The sequence below is a fragment of the Micromonospora ureilytica genome (genome assembly GCF_015751765.1).
GTDB classification, from domain to species: Bacteria; Actinomycetota; Actinomycetes; order Mycobacteriales; family Micromonosporaceae; genus Micromonospora; species Micromonospora ureilytica.
Map to the genome: position 1 here is coordinate 1,511,963 of NZ_JADOTX010000001.1, position 21,804 is coordinate 1,533,766.

Annotated in this window: 17 protein-coding genes; 13 read left to right on the forward strand and 4 right to left on the reverse strand. The window is 70.5% G+C overall.

Features of this window, described 5'->3' with window-relative positions; all coding sequences use genetic code 11:
• Nucleotides 1-53 precede the first annotated feature (53 nt).
• The 8 genes from IW248_RS06620 to IW248_RS06655 all read left to right on the forward strand — a co-directional run bounded on the left by IW248_RS06620 (nt 54) and on the right by IW248_RS06655 (nt 7,462).
• Nucleotides 54-1,343 (forward strand): ABC transporter substrate-binding protein, encoded by a 1,290-nt coding sequence (locus IW248_RS06620; protein ID WP_307787799.1) that lies wholly within the window; start codon nt 54-56, stop codon nt 1,341-1,343.
• A 147-nt stretch (nt 1,344-1,490) separates the two neighbouring features.
• On the forward strand, nt 1,491-2,372 hold the full coding sequence (locus tag IW248_RS06625; protein WP_231396207.1) for a carbohydrate ABC transporter permease: 882 nt from the start codon (nt 1,491-1,493) through the stop codon (nt 2,370-2,372).
• Entirely contained in the window at nt 2,369-3,184 is an 816-nt protein-coding gene (locus IW248_RS06630; RefSeq protein WP_196926143.1) for a carbohydrate ABC transporter permease, read from the forward strand. The genes IW248_RS06625 and IW248_RS06630 overlap by 4 nt, the downstream gene beginning before the upstream one ends.
• Nucleotides 3,185-3,191: 7 nt before the next feature.
• Nucleotides 3,192-4,340: a galactonate dehydratase gene (gene dgoD, locus IW248_RS06635; RefSeq protein WP_196926144.1), complete on the forward strand. Its 1,149-nt coding sequence runs from the start codon at nt 3,192-3,194 to the stop codon at nt 4,338-4,340.
• 31 nt (nt 4,341-4,371) lie between these two features.
• The gene (gene manD / locus IW248_RS06640; protein WP_196926145.1) at nt 4,372-5,601 is read left to right on the forward strand and encodes a D-mannonate dehydratase ManD; all 1,230 of its coding nucleotides are present in this window, start codon (nt 4,372-4,374) and stop codon (nt 5,599-5,601) included.
• Nucleotides 5,591-6,160: a gluconokinase gene (locus tag IW248_RS06645; protein ID WP_124818169.1), complete on the forward strand. Its 570-nt coding sequence runs from the start codon at nt 5,591-5,593 to the stop codon at nt 6,158-6,160. The genes manD and IW248_RS06645 overlap by 11 nt, the downstream gene beginning before the upstream one ends.
• A gap of 178 nt (nt 6,161-6,338) precedes the next feature.
• Nucleotides 6,339-6,917, forward strand: coding sequence for a sigma-70 family RNA polymerase sigma factor (locus IW248_RS06650; RefSeq protein WP_307787802.1), 579 nt, complete (start codon nt 6,339-6,341; stop codon nt 6,915-6,917).
• 83 nt (nt 6,918-7,000) lie between these two features.
• Nucleotides 7,001-7,462 carry a hypothetical protein gene (locus IW248_RS06655; protein ID WP_196926147.1) on the forward strand — a complete coding sequence of 154 codons (462 nt, stop codon included), beginning with the start codon at nt 7,001-7,003 and terminating at the stop codon, nt 7,460-7,462.
• Between the two features lie 84 nt (nt 7,463-7,546).
• Here the strand turns inward: IW248_RS06655 and IW248_RS06660 are convergent, their stop codons facing one another.
• Nucleotides 7,547-13,009 carry an ATP-binding protein gene (locus tag IW248_RS06660; protein ID WP_196926148.1) on the reverse strand — a complete coding sequence of 1,821 codons (5,463 nt, stop codon included), beginning with the start codon at nt 13,007-13,009 and terminating at the stop codon, nt 7,547-7,549.
• A gap of 335 nt (nt 13,010-13,344) precedes the next feature.
• Between IW248_RS06660 and IW248_RS06665 the strand changes: the two genes are divergently transcribed.
• From IW248_RS06665 to IW248_RS06675, 3 genes are all read left to right on the forward strand, one after another.
• Nucleotides 13,345-14,601 (forward strand): phosphodiester glycosidase family protein, encoded by a 1,257-nt coding sequence (locus IW248_RS06665; RefSeq protein ID WP_196926149.1) that lies wholly within the window; start codon nt 13,345-13,347, stop codon nt 14,599-14,601.
• Between the two features lie 136 nt (nt 14,602-14,737).
• Complete coding sequence (locus IW248_RS06670; RefSeq protein WP_196926150.1) at nt 14,738-15,835, forward strand: winged helix DNA-binding domain-containing protein; 1,098 nt, start codon at nt 14,738-14,740, stop codon at nt 15,833-15,835.
• A gap of 222 nt (nt 15,836-16,057) precedes the next feature.
• Nucleotides 16,058-16,792: a cellulose binding domain-containing protein gene (locus IW248_RS06675; RefSeq protein WP_196926151.1), complete on the forward strand. Its 735-nt coding sequence runs from the start codon at nt 16,058-16,060 to the stop codon at nt 16,790-16,792.
• A gap of 55 nt (nt 16,793-16,847) precedes the next feature.
• Here the strand turns inward: IW248_RS06675 and IW248_RS06680 are convergent, their stop codons facing one another.
• Complete coding sequence (locus IW248_RS06680) at nt 16,848-17,645, reverse strand: SAM-dependent methyltransferase (RefSeq protein WP_196926152.1); 798 nt, start codon at nt 17,643-17,645, stop codon at nt 16,848-16,850.
• 303 nt (nt 17,646-17,948) lie between these two features.
• On the opposite strand from IW248_RS06680, the gene IW248_RS06685 reads away from it, so the two are divergent.
• Entirely contained in the window at nt 17,949-18,314 is a 366-nt protein-coding gene (locus IW248_RS06685) for a hypothetical protein (RefSeq protein ID WP_196926153.1), read from the forward strand.
• A gap of 55 nt (nt 18,315-18,369) precedes the next feature.
• Here IW248_RS06685 and IW248_RS06690 read toward each other — a convergent pair whose 3' ends face one another.
• The gene (locus IW248_RS06690; protein ID WP_196926154.1) at nt 18,370-19,026 is read right to left on the reverse strand and encodes a response regulator; all 657 of its coding nucleotides are present in this window, start codon (nt 19,024-19,026) and stop codon (nt 18,370-18,372) included.
• Entirely contained in the window at nt 19,023-19,556 is a 534-nt protein-coding gene (locus IW248_RS06695) for a sensor histidine kinase (RefSeq protein ID WP_196926155.1), read from the reverse strand. Before IW248_RS06695 ends, IW248_RS06690 begins: the two co-directional genes overlap by 4 nt.
• 163 nt (nt 19,557-19,719) lie before the next feature.
• Here IW248_RS06695 and IW248_RS06700 point away from each other — a divergent pair, with 163 nt between their 5' ends.
• Nucleotides 19,720-21,801, forward strand: a complete 2,082-nt coding sequence (locus IW248_RS06700; RefSeq protein WP_196926156.1) for a PQQ-dependent sugar dehydrogenase — start codon at nt 19,720-19,722, stop codon at nt 21,799-21,801.
• The last annotated feature ends 3 nt before the right edge of the window (nt 21,802-21,804 follow it).

Consider the following 21,804-nt stretch of genomic DNA (forward strand, 5'->3'; position numbering starts at 1 on the left):
CCGAGGTAGCGGCTCCCTCGGGGGCGGCGGCCACGACAGAAGGAGAGACAAGCGTGCGACGTCGATCGATAATCGGCACTTCTCTGGCTGTGGTCACCGCCATGAGCCTGGCCGCCTGCGGCGGCGGCGACGGCGGCGGCGAGGACTCCAAGACCGTTCGCGTGACACTTGTCAACCACGTGTGGACCGAGAACATCAGGAAGGCCCTGCCGGAGTTCGAGAAGCAGTCCGGCCTCACTGTCGACGTCACCCAGCTCGGTGAGGACCAGCTCTCCGACCAGTACAACGTCAAGCTGAACGCCGGGTCCGACGACCTCGACGTGATGATGTACCGGCCCCTGCAGGAGGGGAAGCTGTTCGCCAAGAACAAGTACCTCGCCGACCTGAGCGAGAGGGTCAAGTCCGACAGCGCCTTCGAGATCGGCGACTTCCAGGCCGGGCCGATGCAGGCGACGACCTATGAGGACAACATCGTCGGGCTGCCGATCATCACCGAGCAGGAGGTCCTCTACTACCGCAAGGACCTGCTGACGAAGTCCGGCTTCACCGCGCCGCCCAAGACCCTCGACGAACTCAAGGCACAGGCCGCGAAGATCGAGGCCGACAACCCGGGCGTCGCCGGCTTCGTCGCCCGCACCGGCAAGGCCGCCGCCGTGACGCAGTTCTCCAGCTTCCTCTTCAGCTTCGGCGGCGACTTCGTGGACTCCAGCGGAAAGGCCACAGTCAACACCGAGCAGGCCAAGCAGGCGTACGCCTACTACGGCGGGCTGCTCAGGGACCACGGCCCGGAGAACATCAGCACCGACATGAGCTGGTCGGAGGCGATGGCGATCTTCACGCAGGGCAAGGCCGCCTTCTACACGGAGGCCAACTCGCTCTACAAGAACGCCACCGACCCGACCAAGTCCAAGGTCGTCGACTCCGTGGGCTTCGCCGCCTTCCCGGCCGGCCCGGCCGGATCGAAGCCGTACAACATCCCGTCCTGGGCGCTCGGCGTGAACGACAGCTCGGAGAACAAGGACAACGCCTGGAAGTTCATCCAGTGGGCCGCCGGCAAGGAGCAGGCGCTGGCGCAGCAGACGGCCGGCGTACCCGGTGCCCGCGCCTCGGTCTGGGCGAACCCGGCGGGTACCGCCTCCTACCCGAAGGACCTTGCCGAGGCCAACACGGTCAGCACCGCCAACGGCGTCGGGCACGACCGTCCGCTGGTGGTCAAGGTGGCCCAGGCGCGGGAGATCGTCGGCCAGCCGATCGTCGACGCGATCACCGGCAAGGACGCCGCCAGCTCGGCGGACACGGCGAACGCGGCGTTCCAGAAGTTCCTCGACGACGAGGCGAAGTAACCCACGCGCTGGGCGGCGGCGCCGACGGGTGCCGCCGCCTCGCCGGGACCTGGCCCCTCCAACCCGGAGATCCCAATGTCAGCCGTTCTCACACCCCGTACCGACTCGCCCGAGACCCCCGCGGCGTCAGTGGATACGACGTCGGTCTTGTCGCGTTGGGCCAACGAACACCGCAAGTGGCTCTTCGCGGCACCCGCCATGGCGTTCGTCGCCGTGCTGATCATCTTTCCGGTGGCGTGGACCGGGTACCTGAGCCTGACCGACGCCGAGGGCTCGGTGCGCGCCGAGTCCGAGTTCATCGGCTTCCAGAACTACCTCGACGTGCTCACCGACACCGACAGATTCTGGCCGGCGGTCTGGCGCACGGTCCTCTTCACAGGCGTCGTGCTGCTCTTCGAGGTCGTCCTCGGCATGGCGATCGCCCTGCTGCTGTGGCGGCCCTTCCGCGGTGAGAAGTGGGTACGCGTCGCGATCCTCCTGCCACTGGTGGCCACCCCGGTGGCAGTCGGCATGATGTGGCGCCTGATCTTCGATCCCAACATCGGGATGGCGAACCAGCTGCTCGGCTGGATCGGAATCGGCCCGCAGCCCTGGCTGGCCGGGCAGCACTCGGCCCTGCCGACGACGATGTTCATCGACATCTGGCAGTGGACCCCGATGGTCGTGCTGATCCTGCTCGCGGGGCTCACCTCGCTCTCCGACGAGCCCCAGGAGGCCGCCCGGATCGACGGCGCCAGCAGCTGGCAGCGGTTCCGGCACGTCACCCTCCCGCTGCTGATGCCCACGGTGATCGTCGCCATCCTGCTGCGCGGCATCGACGCGCTGAAGACGTTCGACATCCTCTACGCCACAAAGGGTCGCGGCGGTGGGTCCTTCCACGAGGTCGAGACCCTCAACGTGTACGCGTACGGCCTCAGCTTCGACTACAACGACTACGGCGTCTCGTCGACAGTCCTCATCATCTTCTTCCTGATCATCATCGGGGTGATGTGGGCCCTCACCTATCGCAAGAAGGGGCTGGGCCGATGAAGCCGAGCAAGCCGTACCGGGTGTTCCGCACCTCGGCTCTCGTCGTCGTGGTGTTCGCGCTGATGGCGCCGCTGCTCTGGATGATCGCCGCGTCCTTCAAGACCAACGTGGACATCTACGACACCGCCAAGGCGTTCGTCTTCTCGCCCAGCCTGAAGAACTACGAGACAGTTCTCCAGCAGGCGAACTACCTCGAGTTCATCGGCAACAGCCTCTGGGTGGCGTTCGCGGCCACCACGCTCTCGCTCCTGCTCGGGGTGCCCGCCGCGTACTCGATGAGCCGGTTCAGCATGAAGAAGTCCGCGCTCGTCGTGCTCATGGCCCGGGTGATCCCCGGCGTCTCGCTGTTGGTGCCCTGGTACTACGTCTTCTCGAACCTGAAGATGGTCGGCGGCTTCACAGTGCTGATCCTCAGCCACATGTTCGTGTCGCTGCCGCTGATCGTCTACATCATGATGGGCTACTTCGACGGGCTGCCGGCCGAGTTGGAAGAGGCCGCGCTCGTCGACGGGCTGACCCACATCGGCGCGTTCCGGCGGATCACCCTGCCGCTGTCGGTGCCCGGCGTCGCGACCGCCGGCATCCTCTCCTTCATCTTCTCCTGGAACAACTTCATGTTCGCCCTGGTGCTCTCCGGCTCGGACACGAAGACACTCCCCGTCGCGATCTTCGACTTCGTCGGCTACGCCAGCATCGACTGGGGCGGCCTGATGGCCGCCGCGACAGTGGTCACCCTGCCGATCATGCTGATCGCCCTGTTCGTGCAGAAGTACGTCGTCTCCGGCCTCACCGCCGGTGCCACGAAGGGCTGACCGGGTCATGACGACTATCGCAACTGTGGAGACCTTCCTGGTCGCGCCCCGCTGGCTGTTCGTCCGGATCGAGACCGACTCTGGCATCGTCGGCTGGGGCGAGGCGACCTGCGAGGGGCAGTCCGAGACCGTGCGCACGGCCGTCCACCAGCTCAGCGAGCTGCTCATCGGGCGGGACCCGCTGCGCATCGAGGACCACTGGCAGGTGCTCACCAAGGGGTCCTTCTACCGGGGCGGTCCGATCCTGGCCAGCGCGGTGTCCGGCCTGGACCAGGCGCTCTGGGACATTGCCGGCAAGCACTACGGCGCCCCCGTGCACCAGCTCCTCGGCGGACCGGTCCGGGACCGGATCCGGGTCTACGGCTGGATCGGTGGTGACGAGCCCGCCGAGATCCGCGACCAGATCAGCGCCCGGATCGAGGCGGGCCTGACCGCTGTGAAGATGAACGCGTCCGGGCGGATGGGCGCGCTCGCCTCGGTCGCCGACCTCGACGCGGTGGTGCAGCGGGTGGCGGCAGCCCGCGAGGTCCTCGGCGACAACCGCGACGTCGCCGTCGACTTCCACGGCCGGTTCACCCTCGCCAACGTCCGGCGGGTCGCCCCACTGCTGGAGCCCTACCGGCCGTTCTTCCTGGAAGAGCCGGTGGTGCCGGAGAACTCGCACCTGATCGGTGAGGTCGTCCGCTGCACCACCACCCCCATCTCGACCGGGGAGCGGCTCTACAACCGGCAGGAGTTCCTGCCCGTGTTGCAGGCCGGCATCGCCGTGGCCCAACCGGACCTCGCGCACGCCGGCGGCATCACCGAGGTCCGCAAGATCGCCACGCTGGCCGAGGTGTACGACGTGCAACTCGCCCCGCACTGCCCGCTCGGGCCGATCGCCCTCGCCGCCTGCCTCCAGGTCGGCTTCGCCACGCCCAACTTCCTGATCCAGGAGCAGAGCATCGGCATCCACTACAACCAGGGCGCCGAGGTGCTCGACTACTGCCTCGACCAGACCCCGCTCACGTTCGTCGACGGGTACGTGCAGCGGCTGACCGCTCCCGGTCTCGGCATCGAGATCGACGAACACGCGGTACGGACCGCGGACAAGCGCGGGCACGCCTGGCGCAGCCCGACCTGGCGGCACCCCGACGGCTCCTACGCGGAGTGGTGAGACCCCGACCGGCAAGAACGAAAGGCATCCCGTGAAGATCGTCGCAGCGGACATCATCGTGTCCAGCCCCGACCGGAACTTCGTCACCCTCAAGATCACCACCGATGAGGGCCTCACCGGTCTGGGCGACGCCACGCTCAACGGCCGCGAGCTCTCCGTCGCCTCGTACCTGCGCGACCACGTCGCCCCGCTGCTGATGGGGCGGGACCCGCACCGGATCGAGGACACCTGGCAGTTCCTGTACCGATCGGCGTACTGGCGGCGTGGCCCGGTCACCATGGCCGCCATCGCCGCGGTGGACGTGGCGCTCTGGGACATCAAGGCCAAGGCCGCCGGCATGCCGCTGTACCAACTGCTGGGCGGCGCGTCCCGCACCGGCATCATGGCGTACGGGCACGCGTCGGGACGGGACATCCCCGAGCTGTTCGACTCGATCCGCCGCCACCTCGACGAGGGCTTCCGGTCGATCCGGGTGCAGACCTCGGTACCGGGGATCAACGCGGTCTACGGCGTGGCCGCGCAGCCCAGCTCCACCGGCCAGCGCTACGACTACGAGCCCGCGCAGCGCACCCCGCTGCCCGCCGAGGAGGACTGGGACACCCGCGCGTACCTGCGCCACCTGCCGTCGGTCTTCGAGGCGGTGCGCGGCGAGTTCGGCCCGGAGCTGCCGCTGCTGCACGACGGTCACCACCGGATGACCCCGATTCAGGCCGCCAAGCTCGGCAAGGCACTCGAACCGTACGACCTGTTCTGGCTGGAGGACTGCACCCCGGCCGAGAACCAGGAGGCGCTGCGGTTGGTCCGCCAGCACACCACCACCCCGCTGGCCATCGGTGAGGTCTTCAACACGGTCTGGGACTACCAGACCCTGATCCGGGAGCAGTTGATCGACTACGTCCGGTCCGCGGTCACCCACACCGGCGGCATCACCGCCATGCGCAAGCTGCTCGACTTCGCCGCCCAGTACCAGATCAAGTCCGGTATCCACGGCCCCACCGACATCTCCCCGGTGGGTATGGCCGCCGCGCTGCACCTGGACCTGGCCATCCACAACTTCGGGATCCAGGAGTACATGAAGCACACCTCGCTGGCCAACGAGGTGTTCCGGCAGTCGTTCACCTTCACCGACGGCTACCTGCACCCGGGCGACCAGCCGGGGCTCGGGGTGGAGCTGGACGAGGAGGCGGCGGCCCGGTTCCCGTACGAGCCGGCGTACCTGCCGTTCAACCGGCTCAAGGACGGCACGGTCCATGACTGGTGAGCGACGCGGCGCCCGGCCGACCCGGCACGTCGTGGTGATGGGCGTCTCCGGGGCCGGCAAGACCACTGTGGCGCGCGGGATCAGCGCGGCGAGCGGGCTGACCTTCGCCGAGGCGGACGAGTTCCACTCCCCGGAGAACGTGGCGCGGATGCGCTCCGGCGTACCGCTGGACGACACCACCCGGTGGCCCTGGCTGCGGGACATCGCGGCGTGGATCGCCGAGCGTGGCGCGGAGGGCCGGTCCACGGTGCTGGCCTGTTCGGCATTGAAGCGGTCATACCGGGACGTGCTGCGCCAGGGCCCGCTCCGAGTGGACTTCGTGCACCTGGACGGGCCGGCGGAGGTCATCCGAGCCCGCTTGGCCCGGCGTCAGGGGCACTACATGCCGGCGAGTCTGCTGGAGTCGCAGCTCGCCACGCTGGAACCTGCCGCGCCGGACGAGTCGGTGCTCGTACTCGATGTCTCGCTGGCCCCGGAGGCCCTCGTCGCGGCGGCCGTCAAGGGCCTCGGCCTGCCCGGCCCGGTGCCGGTGGGGGAGCACCAGGACGGCGCATCCTGAGCGGTCCCGTCGGCATCCTTCCCGTCACCTCGGACATCCGCGAGATCAGCCGAAAGTGGGAACCCCGGGAACTTTTCCGGCCCGGCCGGCGACCACCAGAGTGCGCGGCCGACCGGCGGCGTTCCGACGACGGCATCTCGGCATGAAGGAGCGCCCGTGGCACACAGGACGGTGGTCTGTGCGGAACGGCGTCGCTGACGACGACCAGGTGACCCGGTGGGCACGGGAGGCAGGCCAGGGTGACCGGCAGGCCGCCACGGCGTTCATCCGGGCACTACAGGACCAGGTCTGGCGGTTCCTGTCGCACCTGGCCGGGCCGGGGGAGGCCGACGACCTGACCCAGGAGACGTTCCTGCGGGCGTTTCGCAACCTGCCTGGTTTCGCCGGCCGCTCGTCGGCCCGTACCTGGGTGTTCACGATCGCCCGGCGCGTTGCCGTTGATCATGTCCGGACGGCGGTGGCCCGGCCGAGGATGGCGTCGGTGCCGGACTGGCAGGCCGCGGCCGAGGCCGCCGGTGCGATCACGGTCGGCGCCGACGAGAGCGTGACCCTGCAGCAGTTGATCGCCGGCCTGACCCGGGAGCGCCGGGAGGCGTTCGTCGCCACCCAGGTGCTCGGCCTGTCCTACGCCGAGGCGGCGGAAATCTGCCAGTGCCCCGTCGGCACGATCCGTTCCCGGGTCGCCCGGGCACGCGAGGATCTCGTCGCCGCCTGGCAGGCCGACACCGATCCGAGCCACGAGCGACGAACCGGCTGAGGGTGACAGGAGGGCTGCGGGCGGCGCCCCGTGTGGTCACCCGGATGGGACGAGGCGTGCCGGCGCTTCCTAAGATCACGCCGGTGAACACCGAACCTCTCAACGTCGCCGGCGTAGCTGGCCCGATCGTCGTCACCACCAAGGCTGTCTGGGGCCACCCTGCCGTCACCGTCGGCGGAGTGCCGGCTCCCCGGACGGGCAAACGCTTCGCGTTGCCGACGGTGGACGGTGGTGTCGTCCAGGCCACGCTACGCAGCACCATCGCCGACCCGTACCCGACACTTGAGGTCAACGGTGTCAAGCACCGGACCGGGCCCGTCACGCCGATCCTCCTGCGCATCCTGGCACTGCTGCCGTTCCTGCTGCTCACCGTCGGCGGCATCCTGGGCGGGCTGGTCGGGGCATTGGGCGTCGGGGCGAACCTGACAATTGTCCGCACCCCGATGGCGACCCCCGTCAAGGCGCTCGCCATGGTCGGCGTCGCTATCGGCACGGTCATCGTCTGGCTCGTCGTCGCCGTCGCACTGAACGCGGCATTCAGCTAGACCCCGCAGCACGTCACCCCCCTACGGTCAGCACCACCGGTCGACGACCGGTGGTGCTGACGTGGTGCGGGCGTGCCGGCCGCGCTAACCCAGCCGGGTCTCGATGGCCTCGATGATGCGCGGACGCAGCTCGGCGGCGCGGATGACGGCGTCCACCGAGCCGACCTCGACGGCGCGGTGGATGTTGTGCACCCGGTCGAACTCCGCGGCCACCTCACTGAGCTTCTCCGCGCGCACCGACGAGCGCAGCTCGTCGAGTTCCGCGGTCAGCGCGGCGCGTTCGGTGCCGGCCGAGGCGGCGGTGCGGGCCTCCAGGTCCCGCACCCGCGGGTCGGCCGCCGTACGGGCGTTGACGTCGGCGGAGAACACCACAGCGGCGGCGGGTGCGCCACCGAGCACCGAGGCGAACGAACCCTCCAACGCCAGCACCGTCATGTTCGGGTTCAGCGCCTTCGAGAACACCACGAACGCACCGCCGTGGTAGCGCGAGATCACACAGAAGACGATGGGTCCCCGGAAGTTCACGATCGCCCGGCCGATCTCGGCGCCGTACTCCAGTTGCAGCTTGCGCATCGACTCCGGTGAGCCGTCGAAGCCGGACAGGTTCGCCAGCACGACGAGCGGCCGGTTGCCGCTGGCCGCGTTGATCGCCCGCGCGGCCTTCTTCGACGAGCGGGGGAACAGCGTGCCCGCCGTGTAGGTGTCCGGACCGTCGGTGGGCGGGAAGCCGTGCCGTGGCACCGACCGGGACTCGATGCCGAGCAGGCAGACCGGGATGCCACCGAGGTGGACGTCCTGCACGACCGCGGTGTCCGCGTCCGCCATGCCGGCCCAGCGCTCCAGCACCTGGTGGTCCTGGTCGGAGAGAGCCCGCATCACCGTACGGATGTCGAACGGCTTCTTGCGGTCCGGGTTGGTCTCGACGGAGAAGATCTCCCCGACGGTGGTGAAGGCGCTGTCCGCCACGTCGTGCGGGAAGGTGGAGATGTCGCGGTCGGCCGGGTCGGTGGTGACGGCCCGTCGGGGCGCGTCCTCGCCGGGCGCGACGTACGTGTGGTCGTAGTGCGCCATCACCACGTCCCGTGCGGCCGTCAGGTTCGGCGCCCAGTACTGCGCCTGCCCGTTCGGCCCCATCACCCGGTCGTAGCCGCCGATGCCGAAGTTGTCCTCGGCCGACACACCACCGGAGAAATCGAGGGACTGCTTGCCGGTGAGCACCATCGCCGAGTCGGGCGTCATCACCAGGATGCCCTTGGTGTGCATGAGCATCGTCGCCTCGGCGTTCCAGTACGGCTGCGCGCCGACGTTGATGCCCGCGACGACGATGTTGATCTCACCGCCGGCCTGGGTGAACTCGACGATCCGCTTGAGCGCCGCGGCCACCCAGTCCATGTTCTCCGTACCGGAGGTCATCGAGATCCGTGCCCCGGCGGACAGCGCCCACCACTCCAGCGGCACCTGCATCCGCTCGGCCAGGTCCAGTGCGGCGATCACGCGCCGGCACTCCGGCTCGGACAGGGCGCCCAGCGACTTCGTCGGGTCGCCGAGCAGCACCACCCGGGTGACACCCTGCGGGTAACGCTCCGTCGGGGTCGTGACCACCCCGGCCACGATGGCGGCGCTGTTGCGCCCCTTCGGCCGATCCACCGGCACCAACACGTGGGCGTCGTCGAGGTCGTGCTCGACGAAGTCACCGAGCCGACCGGTCAGCTCGTACGGGTACACGGTGTTGCGGCTGCTGGCCCGCAGGACCTTGAGCCGGTACTCGTCGAGCGGTTCGATCGGCTCGACCGGCGGTTCCCCGACGGCCAGCTCGGCCCCGCCCGCGGCGTCGAACGAGATCCGTACGGCGATCTTGGTCAGCTCGCCGGTGCGGCGGTCGCGCTGCCGCGCGATGAACAGGATCTCCTCCAGGCCGGCGCCCGCGGTCGTCGGGCGGACGCGCCCGGCGATCATCTCCATCTCCTCGCGGGTCAGCTCGCTCGGCGGCCACACGTAGACCACGATCCGGTTGGTGTTGAAGCGCGTCTTCGACGGCCGCCGCGACTGGGCGCGGCGGATCGAGTCGAGGCAGGTGGCGATGGCGTCCTCGGCCGTCGGCAGCGCGACCAGGCGGCCGTCCTGCTCGCGAAGCTCGGTCAGGTCACGCACCTGCGCGAACGCCACGAGGCGCTCGTCGGCCCGGTTCTCCCGCGCCACGCACTGGAAGAGGTAGACCTCCTCGTCCGACGACGGCAGCCGGGTCAGGTCGAACTTGTGCAGCCGCTCCAGCTGCATCCGCTGCGCGATGTACGGGTGCAGCCCGCGGATCAGCCGGTCCTCGGTCAACTGGGCGCCGGACGGGCGGAAGGTGAAGTGGTGGTGCATCACCGACCCGCCGCGGCCCGCGACGGTGGTGGTCACCCGACGGACCTGGGACGGCAGCGGGTGCGCGGCGATGACCTCGGCCAGCGCGTCCGCCATCGCGTCGAAGTCCTCCGGCTGGTTCTCCCAGCCGAGGTAGATGTCGGCGTCCACGGAGTCCTCGCCGGTGGCCAGCTCGGCCAGCCCACGCAGGGCGCTGCCCAGCGCGTCGAAGCTCACCGCGGCGGAGACCACGCTCGAGTCGGCGCGCTCGGCGACCACGAACGTGCAGTCCGCGACCTGGCGGGTACGCACGCTGGTGAGCGCCCGGTTGCCGTAGTAGCGCCGGGTCAGCACCTCCAACATGACCGCGTTGTCGAGGTGGTCGCGGACGAGCCGCTGGCCGAGCAGCCGGACCAGAGGCTCGGTGCTGCGCACCATCTCGGCGATGCGCTCGGCGCGGTCCGCGGCGTCCGGGTGCGCGTCCAGGTGTCGCAGGTGCCCGCGGACCTCGGCGTAGACGCGGGCGCGGTTGCGGCGCAGCAGCGGCTGGGCGAACCAGGCGAACACCACGCCACGGGCAAGGTCCGCGACCACGGGGAAGCGCACCTGCGTCGCGGCGATCAGCCGCTCCAGCGCGAGGCCGGCCGGTTCGCGCAGCGTCTCGTCCGGCGGGGTCTCCTGCAGCCAGGCCCGCAGCAGCGTCGCGATGACCTGCGCGTCCGCGGTCGCGCGCTGCTGGGCGAGGAAGATCCGGAAGACTGCGGCTTCGAGGGCGGGGGAGCGTTCCAGGTCGGTGACGCCGTACCGGCCGAGCGCCTTGCCGAGCCTGGTCTGGAAGGCGTCCGGCAGCCCGGCCCGCTCGACGTCGAGGCTCTGCAGGTAGGTGTGGAAGTACTCCCGGGCGCTGTGCACGTGCGCGGCGCCGCCGTCCTCGCCCGTCGGCCGGTTGCGGCTCAGCTCGGCGAGATCGGCGAACACGTCGATGAGGTCGAGCTCGGCGGCGAGCGGCCGCTGGCCGTCCTCGATGGCCGCCCGCCGTGCGGTGAGGTAGCCGTCGAGCACCCGGCTGTCGTCGTGCGGGTCGACGTCGAAGCCGAGCAGCAGACCGCGCAGGTCCTCCTGACCGCGCCTGCTGCGCTCGTACGCCGGGATGTCCGCGGCGGCGGTGGGCAGGTCCAGTTCGACGGTCTCGGCGGTCGGGTCGTCCGCGGTCTCCTCGGCGTCGTCCGCGAGCGGCTCCAGGCGCAGCAGCGGCGCACCCGCCTCCACCTGGCTACCCACCGAGACGGCGCACTCCTTCAGCCGCGCCTTGAACGGCGCCCGCAGCACCGTCTCCATCTTCATCGCTTCCAGCACCAGCACCGGCGCGCCCGCCTCGACCTCTGCGCCGACCTCCAGTGGCGTGGCGACGACGAGCGCGGGCATCGGGGAGCGCAGGACGCCACCCTCGTCCCGGCTGACCCGGTGCGTCACGCCGTCCACCTCGACCAGGTGGGTCGGCCCGTACGTGCCGGTGAGCAGGCGGTAGCGGATGCCGTTGACGACGATCTGACCGGTGTGCCGGTCGAAGCGGTCGAGTTCGACGTCGGCGGTGCGCACGACGGGGCCGGTCTCGATGCCGACCCGGAACCGGTGCGCGCCGACGCGTGCCACCCGTGTGCGGTAACCGACGCCGCGCAGCTTGAGGTCCAACGGTCGGCCGCTGGCGTGCTGCACCTGCGGACGTCCACCGGCCGCCGTCGACAGCAGCCGCTGCCGCTCGACGCGCTCCTCCTCCTCGTACGCCTCGATGGCGGCGGCCGCCAGGGCGACCGCGGAGTGGCGGTGCGTGACGAGCCGGCCCTCGCCGCGGACGCGGTCGATCCAGCCGGTGTCCGCGCTGGCGTCGATCACCTCGGGCTGGTCGAGCAGGTCGAGCACGAAGCTCTTGTTCGTCGCCCCACCTTCGATGATCACGGTGGTGTTCGCCATCGCCCGACGCAGCTTGCCGAGCGCCTCGTCGCGGTCGCGGCCGTACGCGATGATCTTCGCGATCATCGAGTCGAAGTCGGCCGGGATGGTGTCGCCCTCGCTGACGCCGGTGTCCACCCGGATGCCGGGGCCGCTGGGCAGGTCCAGCCGGGCGATGCGGCCGGGCGACGGCGCGAAGTCGCGGTCGGGGTCCTCGGCGTTGAGCCGCGCCTCGATGGCGTGCCCGCGTTCGGCCGGCGGCGCACCTTCGAGGCGCCCGCCGGAGGCGACGTGCAGCTGGGCCTTGACCAGGTCGAACCCGGTGGTCAGCTCGGTGATCGGGTGCTCGACCTGGAGGCGGGTGTTGACCTCGAGGAACGCGAACAGCCGGTCGCCCGGGTGGTAGAGGAACTCGACGGTCGCCGCGCCGCGGTAGCCGACCGCGATGGCCAGCCGCTCGGCCGACGTCTTCAGCTCGGCGGCCTGCGCCGCGTCGAGCACCGGCGACGCCGACTCCTCGATGACCTTCTGGTTGCGTCGCTGCACCGAGCAGTCGCGGACGCCGAGCGCCCACGCGGTGCCCTGCCCGTCGGCGATCACCTGGACCTCGACGTGCCGGGCCCCGGTGACCAGGCGCTCCAGGAACACGATGCCGCTGCCGAACGCCCGTGCCGCCTCCTGGCTGGTGCGCTCGTACGCGTCGACCAGCTCGGCTTCGTTCCTGATCACGCGGATGCCGCGCCCGCCGCCGCCCGCTGTCGCCTTCAGCATCAGCGGGTAGCCGACCTCGGCCGCCGAGGCCCTGGCGGCGTCCAGGGTTTCGACGGCGCCGCGGCTCCACGGCGCGACCGGCACGCCGACCTTCTCGGCGATCAGCTTCGAGCCGATCTTGTCGCCAAGTTGGCGCATGGCGTCCGGGCTCGGCCCGACGAAGGTGACGCCGATCTTCTCGCACAGCTCCGCGAACGCCGGATCCTCGGCGACGAAGCCCCAGCCGACCCACGCGGCGTCGGCCCCGGTCTCGGTCAGGGCGCGCTCCAGCACCGCCAGGTTGAGGTACGGGCGGGCGGATGCCGGGCCGAGATCGTAGGCGATGTCCGCTTCGCGGACGAATGTGGCGTTGCGGTCGACATCGGTGTAGAGAGCCACGGTTTCAAGCTGGATGCCGGTCTCCGCGGCCAGCTCGCGGACCGCGTGGATGAGCCGCATGGCGGCTTCACCACGGTTGACGATGGCGACACGGTTGAACACCCGAAAAACCCCTTAGCTAGACCTCGACCTGCGTGCCGCGAGACGACGGCTCCCAGCAGTGATCACCTTTCCGCGTGGCGGCGGCCAGCGCTATGGCGCAACCACCGAACCCACCGTCCCTCAGTTGTAGGAAGTGCACAAAACTTTTTGGCGCCCCCGGGGGCGGCGCCGCTCCGGCAGTTGATCAAGACGGTGCGGGCGGTTCACGTCCGCAGCCTTCCGCGTTCACCCCCGGGTGATCGGCTGGCCAGGTAGATCATCGCTGGTCCGGTCAAGCGCCGGCCCGGCTCGACCATCCCGGCCCAGGCCAGGAACGCATCAGGAAGGGAGCGGCAATGAGGTCACCGCACCTCGTACGCCCACGTCTGGCGCTGCTGCTCGCGGCGGGGCTGACCACGCTCGTGGCACCGGCCGGCGTCGCCCACGCCGCGACCGTCACGGTACCCGCGACCGACAGCCCGATCACCATCACCTCGACCGAGCAACTCGCCCCGGGCGTCACCTACGGCTCGTTCGAGGTGACCACGCCCCGGGGCGTCACCGTCGGTTACCTGCTCACGGCCGACCTCAAGAAGAACAAGGTCTCCCTGGACCTGCTGCACCCCGACGCGGTGGCGCAGCGCACTGTCGTCTCGGCGATGACGAACGAGCAGGGTGCCGTCGCCGGCGTCAACGGCGACTTCTTCAACAACAGTGAGACGCACGTCGGCGTCACCCCGACCTACTCGTCGTCCGGTCCCGAGATCGCCGACGGCGAGGAGCTGAAGTTCGCGGTACCGACCGCTCAGCGTTTCGGCCCCGGCCTCGCCCCCGGCACCTCGACCCAGGACGTGTTCGGCGTCGGCGTGAACGGCAAGGCGCGCGTCGACACCCTGAGCCTCGACGGCGAGGTGCGCAGCAGGAAGGGCACGATCGCGCTGGGCGGCCTCAACCAGTACGCGCTGCCGGTGGACGGCGTCGGCCTGTTCACCGCCGACTGGGGGACCGCCTCCCGGGTCCGGTCCACCTGCGGCACCGACACGAACCGCAGCGACCCGTGCAGCACCCACACCTACGAGGTGACCGTCCGTGACGGCGTGGTGACCACCGTGGGCCAGACGCCCGGTGCGGGAGCGATCCCGGCCGACACCCAGGTGCTGGTCGGCCGGGAAAGCGGCGCGGACGCGCTCGACGACCTCGCCGTCGGCGACCGGGTGCAGGTGCGCGAGAAGCTCGTCTCCGCCGGCAAGCCGAAGCTGACCTTCGCGGTCGGTGGCGCGCCGATCCTGCGCGACGGTGCGCCGCTGGCCGGCCTGGACGCCAAGACCGCCGCGGTACGCAGCGCGGCCGGTGTCAGCCCCGACGGGCGGACCGTGTACCTGGTCGCCCTGGCCGGCCGCGCCCCGGCCAGCGCCGGGTTCACGATCGCCGAACTGGCCGACCTGATGCGCTCGCTCGGCGCGGACGCCGCCGTGAACCTCGACGGCGGCGGCTCGAGCACTGTCGCCGTCCGCGAGCCGGGCCAGGCCGCAGCCACCGCCCGCAACAGCCCATCCGACGGTACGGAGCGAATGGTCGCCAACGGCATCGGGATCTTCCTGGGCAGACACTGATCGGTGCACGCCGCTCCACTTCGCCCCGCCCGGCACTGCCGGACGGGGCGAAGCCGCGTACCGCGCGCAGGGGCGATCCGCTCGCGCCCGAGACTGTCACTCTCGGTCGGACAATGAGGTCGACCGAGAGGATCCGATGACAGTTCTCGACAGCCGGGCGCTCAACCGCGCGACGCTCGCACGGCAGTTGCTGCTCGACCGCGCCGACCTGCCGGCGCTCGATGCCGTCGCCCACCTGGGTGGCCTACAGGCCCAGGAGCCGCAGGAGCCGTTCGTCGGGCTGTGGTCGCGGCTGCGCGCGTTCGACTCGGCGGTGCTCTCGACCCTGCTGACCCAGCGACACGTGGTGCGTACCCACCTCATGCGCCGCACCGTCCACCTGCTCGTCGCCGCCGACGTCGTGGCCTGGCGCGCCCGGCACGACGCCATGCTGCGCCAACGCGTGCTCGGGGTCTACCGCAGCGAGCTCGACGGGGTGGACCTCGACGATCTCGCCGTTGCCGCGCGGGCGGTGGTGGCCGACGGTGAGCCCCGCTCGATGCCCGAGATCGGGCGGGCGCTCGGCGAGCGCTGGCCGACGCCGGGGCCGCGGGTGCTGGGCGAGATCGCTGTCGCGCTGCTCCCGATGACACAGGTGCCGCCGCGCGGGGTGTGGCGGGCGAAGGCGGGCGCACGCTACGTCCTGCTCTCCGCGTGGCTCGACCGGGAGATCGCCCCGCCGGCCGCGGAGGGCGCCGATCCGGTCGGCCAGTTGCTCGTACGCCGCTATCTCGCCGCGTTCGGCCCGGCGACCACGGCCGACCTGCGGGCCTGGTGCGGCCTCGCCGGGCTGCCGGCCGCGGTGGCCGCTCTGCGCGATGAGCTGGTGACCCTCCGCGACGAGCGTGGCCGGAAGCTGATCGACCTCCCCGACGCGCCGCGCCCCGACCCGGAGACACCCGCCCCGGTGCGGTTCCTGCCGGCTTTCGACAACGCGATCCTCGGCTACGACGACCGTAGCCGGATCATCGACGACGCCCACCGTGGCCTCTCGGTGGCCGGCGAGCGCGTGGTGCTCGTCGACGGCCGGGTCGCGGCGACCTGGACCGTCGAGTCGGGCACGGTGACCGTCAGCCCACTGCGTGGATTCTCCGCAGCGGACCGGGCCGCCGTGACCGAGCAGGGGCAGGCGCTGGCGTCCTTCCTCTCCGACAACGAGAGCGACCGGGTGCGGGTGGAGTCGTCTCCCCGGTGACGGACCGGCGGGATCGGGATCGGGTTGTATCGATGTTCATCGACTGCCATGCTGTGGTTCGGTCGTGCTCGGGGAGCCAGCGCGCACCAGATCTCCTCCGGCCCACGGGGCGCGCGAGGTGACCATGTCACCCGTGCCGGGCAGCCTCGTCGGCGACCGGAACCCGAGCGCGGCACCGGCCACCACCTCGGTCATCGGTGCCCGGTAATCACGGAGGCACCAATGCTTCGCATGCTCCTCGCTGTCACGACCATGGCGGTGGCCGCCTGGGCCGGGACGGCCACCGCCACCGAGGCGACGCCCACCCCCACGCTGTCGGCCACGCCGTCGCCGTCGCCGACCCTCACCTGCCCGCCGGCTCTGCCGATCACCGGAAGCGTCGCAGGGGTCACCACTACGAGCGTGACCATCTCGTACTCGATCTTCTTTCGGCCGCCCTGCGGTTACGACCCGCCGATGACCATCAGCCTCTTTGCCAGCCGCGAGGACGCCCAACAGTGGCGGACGCCGGTGGCCGAGGCCGTCTCGGGGCCGGAGCGCACCGGCACGGTGACCATCGGGGGTCTGACACCCGACACGGAGTACTGGTACCGGTTCAGCGACCCTGACGGTAAGCGCGACCCATACATGATCTGGTCGGCGCGGACCGCCTCGCTGACCTCGTGCCGCGCGACGGCCACGATCGACGCCCGCTGGGGCGGCGGCTTCGTCGCGACGGTCACGGTCCGCAACACCGGAACGCTGCCGCTGGACCAGTGGCGCGTCTCCTGGCGGTGGTCCGGTGACGAGCGGGTCCAGACGGCCTGGGGTGGGGTGGCCGAGACGGCCGGCGCCGACGTCACCGTCCGCAACGCCTCCTACAACGGGACGCTGGCGCTGGACGGGGCGACAACGTTCGGTCTGCTCGTGGCGAGCAGCGCGGTGCCCGACGGCCTGACCCTGGCGTGCGCGCGGTGAACGACGTCCGCCCCGCTCCGGCGCGATAACGGGAGCGGGGCGGACGTCGTGTCGGTCAGGGCTTGCGGGCCACCGCTCCGTAGGCGTCGATCCCGACGGCGTCGGGATTCTCCGGTCGCCACAGGGGGATGGGCACCAGGCCCGGCTCCACCATCGTCAGCCCGTCGAAGCAACTCTCGAGCTCTTCCGGGCTGCGCAGGATGTACGGGACGCCGCCGCTCTGCGCCAGCCGGTCGGCACCGGAGACCACCGCCGGGCTGGTGTCGGTGCCGTCCCAGAGCACCAGGTGGGAGCCGGACGGCACCGCGTCCATCGTGCGTCCGACGATCGAGCGGACCACGTCCAGGTCGGGCTCGTAGCCCATCACGCCCATGTACATGACGGCGATGGGCTGGTCGAAGTCGAGCGTCTGCGCCGCCTCGGCGAGGATCTTCTCCGGGTCGTGGTAGTCGGCCGGGACGTAGGTGGTGACACCCTCCGACGTCGTGCTGGCCAGCAGTGCCCGCGCGTGCACCAGCACCATCGGGTCGTTGTCCACGTAGACGATCCGCGAGTCGGGCGCGATGCCCTGGGCGACCGCATGCGTGTTCTGCATGGTGGGCAGGCCGGTGCCGATGTCCAGGAACTGCCGGATGCCCGCCTCGGCCGCGAGGTAACGCACGGCCCGCACCAGGAACACGCGTGACTGCTGTGCCATGAGGACGATCTCCGGGTAGACCTCGGCGACAGCGTCGCCGGCCGCCCGGTCGGACTGGAAGTTGTCCTTGCCGCCCATCCAGTAGTTCCAGATCCGTGCCGCGTGCGGCACGTCGGGCTGAAGCTTCGCGGCGAGTTCGGCGTCCGGGCCGGCCATGCCAGGCTCCTATCGAGGGGTCGTCAGCAGGAGGTCACCACAGCGGTACGCCCGGGATCGTACTCCCGAGTTGTCCACTCTCGACGCTGGGTGGGTGGCTGACGGGGCTTCACCCCACCCGAGGGCTTGAAATCCCTACCCAGTCGCGCTGAGCAGGTTCATCAGTTGCTCTGGTAGACCCGCACCGGAGGTCTGTTCGGGGTTGTGCGGGCCTGTTCGAGGTGGTTCCCACAGGCAGCGCGCTCGTCCAGGCTGAGGCCGGAGCCGGGTGCTCCACCGGACAGTCGACGGCAGGAGAGATCGATGAAGTTGCTCAGAACGTTGGCCATCTCGGGCGCGATGGTCGCGGCGCTCGTGACGGGAACGGCGGCCCCGGCGAGCGCCGACGCCTACTCGTACAACGGTTACGGGTCGGTCAGTTTCGAGAGCGCGGGGGACTACATCGTCCTCACTCACTACACCTACGACCCCTATCCGGGCCACTACGCCTCCTACGGCGAGTGGTACACCGACTACGGCCGGACGGGCATCTGCGGCGACAACCAAGGTGGCCGGGTCGCGTGCAACGAGGACGTGGCGGAGAAGCGGTGGATCACGATTCGGGTGTGTACCCGCTACGGCGTGTTCAACAACGTCACGTGCGGCGCCTGGGCGACCTCCCGCACCTGACCGAAACCGAGATCCGGACGGTGACAGCCGCGCCTGCCGCACCGGGGCGCGGCTGTCACCGGTGGACCACCCCGTTCTGGTACGCCCACACCACGGTCTGCAGCCGGTCCCGTGCGCCGATCTTCGCCATGGCCCGCCCGAGGTGCGACTTGACAGTGCTGGTCTCGATGAAGAGCTGCTCGGCGATCTCGACGTTCGACAGGCCCTGCGCGAGCAACTCCACGATCTCGGTCTCCCGCGCGGTCAGCTGGTGCGCCGCCGCCGCGTCGGAGCGGGGAGCGGGCGTGCGCCTGCCGAACTCCGAGATCACCCGACGGGTGACGGCCTGGTCGACGAGCCCGTACCCGCTCGCGAGGCGGCGGATCGCCTCGATCAGGTCCTCCGGCTCACAGTCCTTGAGGATGAACCCGCTGGCGCCGGATTCCAACGCGCCGAAGACGTACTCGTCGAGGTCGAAGGTCGTCACGACCAGCACCGCCGGTGGCGTCCCGGGCGCCTCGGCGACGATCTGCCGGGTCGCGGTGAGCCCGTCGCCGTGCGGCATCCGGACGTCAATGCAGATGACGTCCGGTTGCAGCCGGCGGGCCAGTTCGACTGCGGCGGACCCGCTCGACGCCTCCGCCACGACCTCGATCTCGCCGGCCTGCTCCAGGATGACGCGGAAGCCGGCACGGACGACCGCCTGGTCGTCGACGAGCATCACTCTGATCATGCTGGGGCCTCTTCCTTCAATCGCGAGGTGGCGGGACCGTTCGTCGGGAGTGTGGCGGCGACGGACCAGCCACCGGCCGCCGTCGGGCCGGCCGTGAACGTCGCACCGATCAGCTGCGCTCGCTCGCGCATGCCCACCAGACCGACCCCACCGGTCCGCGCCGCCGGTACGCCTCGCGGCGCGGCGGGTTCGTTCACCACCTCCAGCGACACCGAGCGGGGCTCGAAGCGGAGCACCACCCGCGCCGGAGCGCCCGGGGCGTGCTGGCGGGCGTTGCTGAGCGACTCCTGCGCGATCCGGTAGAGCGCGACGTCGGCGATCGGCGACACCTCGCGCTGCTCGCCCTCCCGGACGAACTCCACCGGGCCGGCGAGGTCGCCCGCGGTGCTGACGAGGTCGTCGAGCATGCCCAGCCCCGGCACCGGGGCGGCGCCGTCGCCGCCCTCGTGCCCCGGCCTGCCGCGCAGCACACCGACGACCAGCCGCAGGTTGTCCAGGGTCTCCTTGCCCTGGCTCCGGATCCAGGCCACGCCGGCCTTCGCGGCCGCAGGGTATGCGGGTTTTGCCCCCTGATCGAGGGACATCGTTTGACATGGGCGCGGGGTGCATCTTTGATGGTCGATGTGCACGTTCGGTTGGTCGGGCGCTTCGCCGTCGGGCTGGGCCGGTCGATGCCCTGAGCCTGGAGGACGGATGCGAGTCATCGCGCGGAGAAACCCACGCCACCGTCGACGTCGGCTGTTGCCGGTGGCGATGGCGGCGGTGACGCTGCTGAGCCTGGCGGTCGGTGTGCCGGCTACCGCTGCGGCACCGTCGACAGTGGTGGGCGTGGCCAGCGGTCGCTGCCTGGACGTGGTCGGCAACGTCAGGACCGCCGGCGCCGGCGTCAACATCTACGACTGCAATGGCCAGGCCAACCAGGCGTGGACCCTGACCTCGGCCGGGGAGCTGCGGGTCTACGACGAGACGATGTGCCTCGACGTGGTCGGCCAGGACACCACCGCTCCCGCCGCGGCGCAGATCAGCGGCTGCACCGGCGGCGCCAACCAACGCTGGCGGATCACCACCTCCGGGACCATCGTCGGCGTCCAGTCCGGCCTGTGCCTGGACGTGTCCGGCGCGGGCACCGCCAACAGCACCACCGTCGGTCTCTGGACCTGCAACGGGCAGTCCAACCAGCGGTGGACGACGTCTCTCGGCAACGCCGACAGCCAGCCGCCGTCGGCGCCGGGCAGCCCACGGGTGAGCGGCCTGACCTGCAACTCGGTGACCTTCGCGTGGAACGCCTCGACGGACAACGTCGTGGTGGCGTTCTACGACATCTACCACGACGGCCAGCTGATGACGTCGGTGAGCGGCACGACGCTCTCCACCAACCTGACGGTGGTGGCCGGGGCGACCTGGGGCCTGTACGTCAACGCCCGCGACGCCGCCGGCAACGTGTCACAGGCGAGCACCACCGTGTCGATCACCCCGCCGGCCTGTCAGGCGGACACCCAGGCACCGACCGCGCCGCAACAGCTCACCGGCACCGCCTCGGGCACCACTGTGACGCTGCGCTGGACGGCGTCGACCGACAACATCGGAGTCCGGGCGTACGACATCTTTCGCGGCGGCGTGAAGGTCGGCACGGTCACCGGCACGCCGCCGGCGACCACGTTCACCGACAGCGGTCTGGCGGCGAACACCGCGTACCAGTACTACGTGGTGGCCCGGGACGCGCAGGACAACGGCTCCTCGCGCAGCGGCACCGCGACGGTGACCACCGGCACGGCGTGCGCCAACCCGGTGTGCGGGGTGCGGCAGGTCACCACCGACACCGACATCCCGTGGGGTCTGGTGACGTTGCCCGACGGCAGCGTCCTCTACAACCGCCGCGACGCGCACGACATCATCCAGCTCAACCCGACCACCGGCGCCAAGACCAACCTGGGCACGGTGCCGAACGTGCAGAGCACCGACGGTGAGGGTGGCCTGTTGGGACTCGCCGTCTCGGCCAGCTACTCCAGCGACCGCTGGCTGTACGTCATGCACACCTCGCCGAGCGACAACCGCATCGTCCGGATCAGGCTGGAGAACGGGCGACTCAACACCGCCAGCGAGCAGGTGCTCCTCAGCGGTATCCGGCGGAACAAGTACCACGACGGTGGTCGCCTGCGGTTCGGCCCGGACGGCAAGCTGTACGCCAGCACCGGCGACGCCCAGAACGGCAACTACGCCCAGGACCGGTCGAGCCTCGAAGGCAAGATCCTGCGACTCAACCCGGACGGCACCGTCCCCTCGGACAACCCGTTCGGCAACTACGTGTGGAGTTACGGCCACCGCAACCCGCAGGGGCTGGCGTTCGACTCGCAGGGCCGGCTGTGGGAGCAGGAGTTCGGCAACTCGGTCATGGACGAGACCAACCTGATCACCAAGGGCGGGAACTACGGCTGGCCGGCCTGCGAGGGCACGAGTGGCACCTGCGGCACGGCCGGATTCATCGCGCCGGCACGCACCTATCCGACCGCCGAAGGGTCCTGCTCCGGCATCACGATCGTGCGCGACGCGCTGTACGTGGCCTGCGCCCGAGGCGCTCGGATGTACCGCGCGGTGATCAGCGGCAGCAGCCTGACGAACGTGCAGACCTACTTCAGTGGCACCTACGGTCGGTTGCGGACGGTGGAGCCGGCTCCCGACGGAGGGCTGTGGCTGACCACCACCAACGTTGGTGACAAGGACAGCACCCCGAACAACAGCAACGAGAAGATCCTCCACGTCACGCTCGGCAACTAGGCA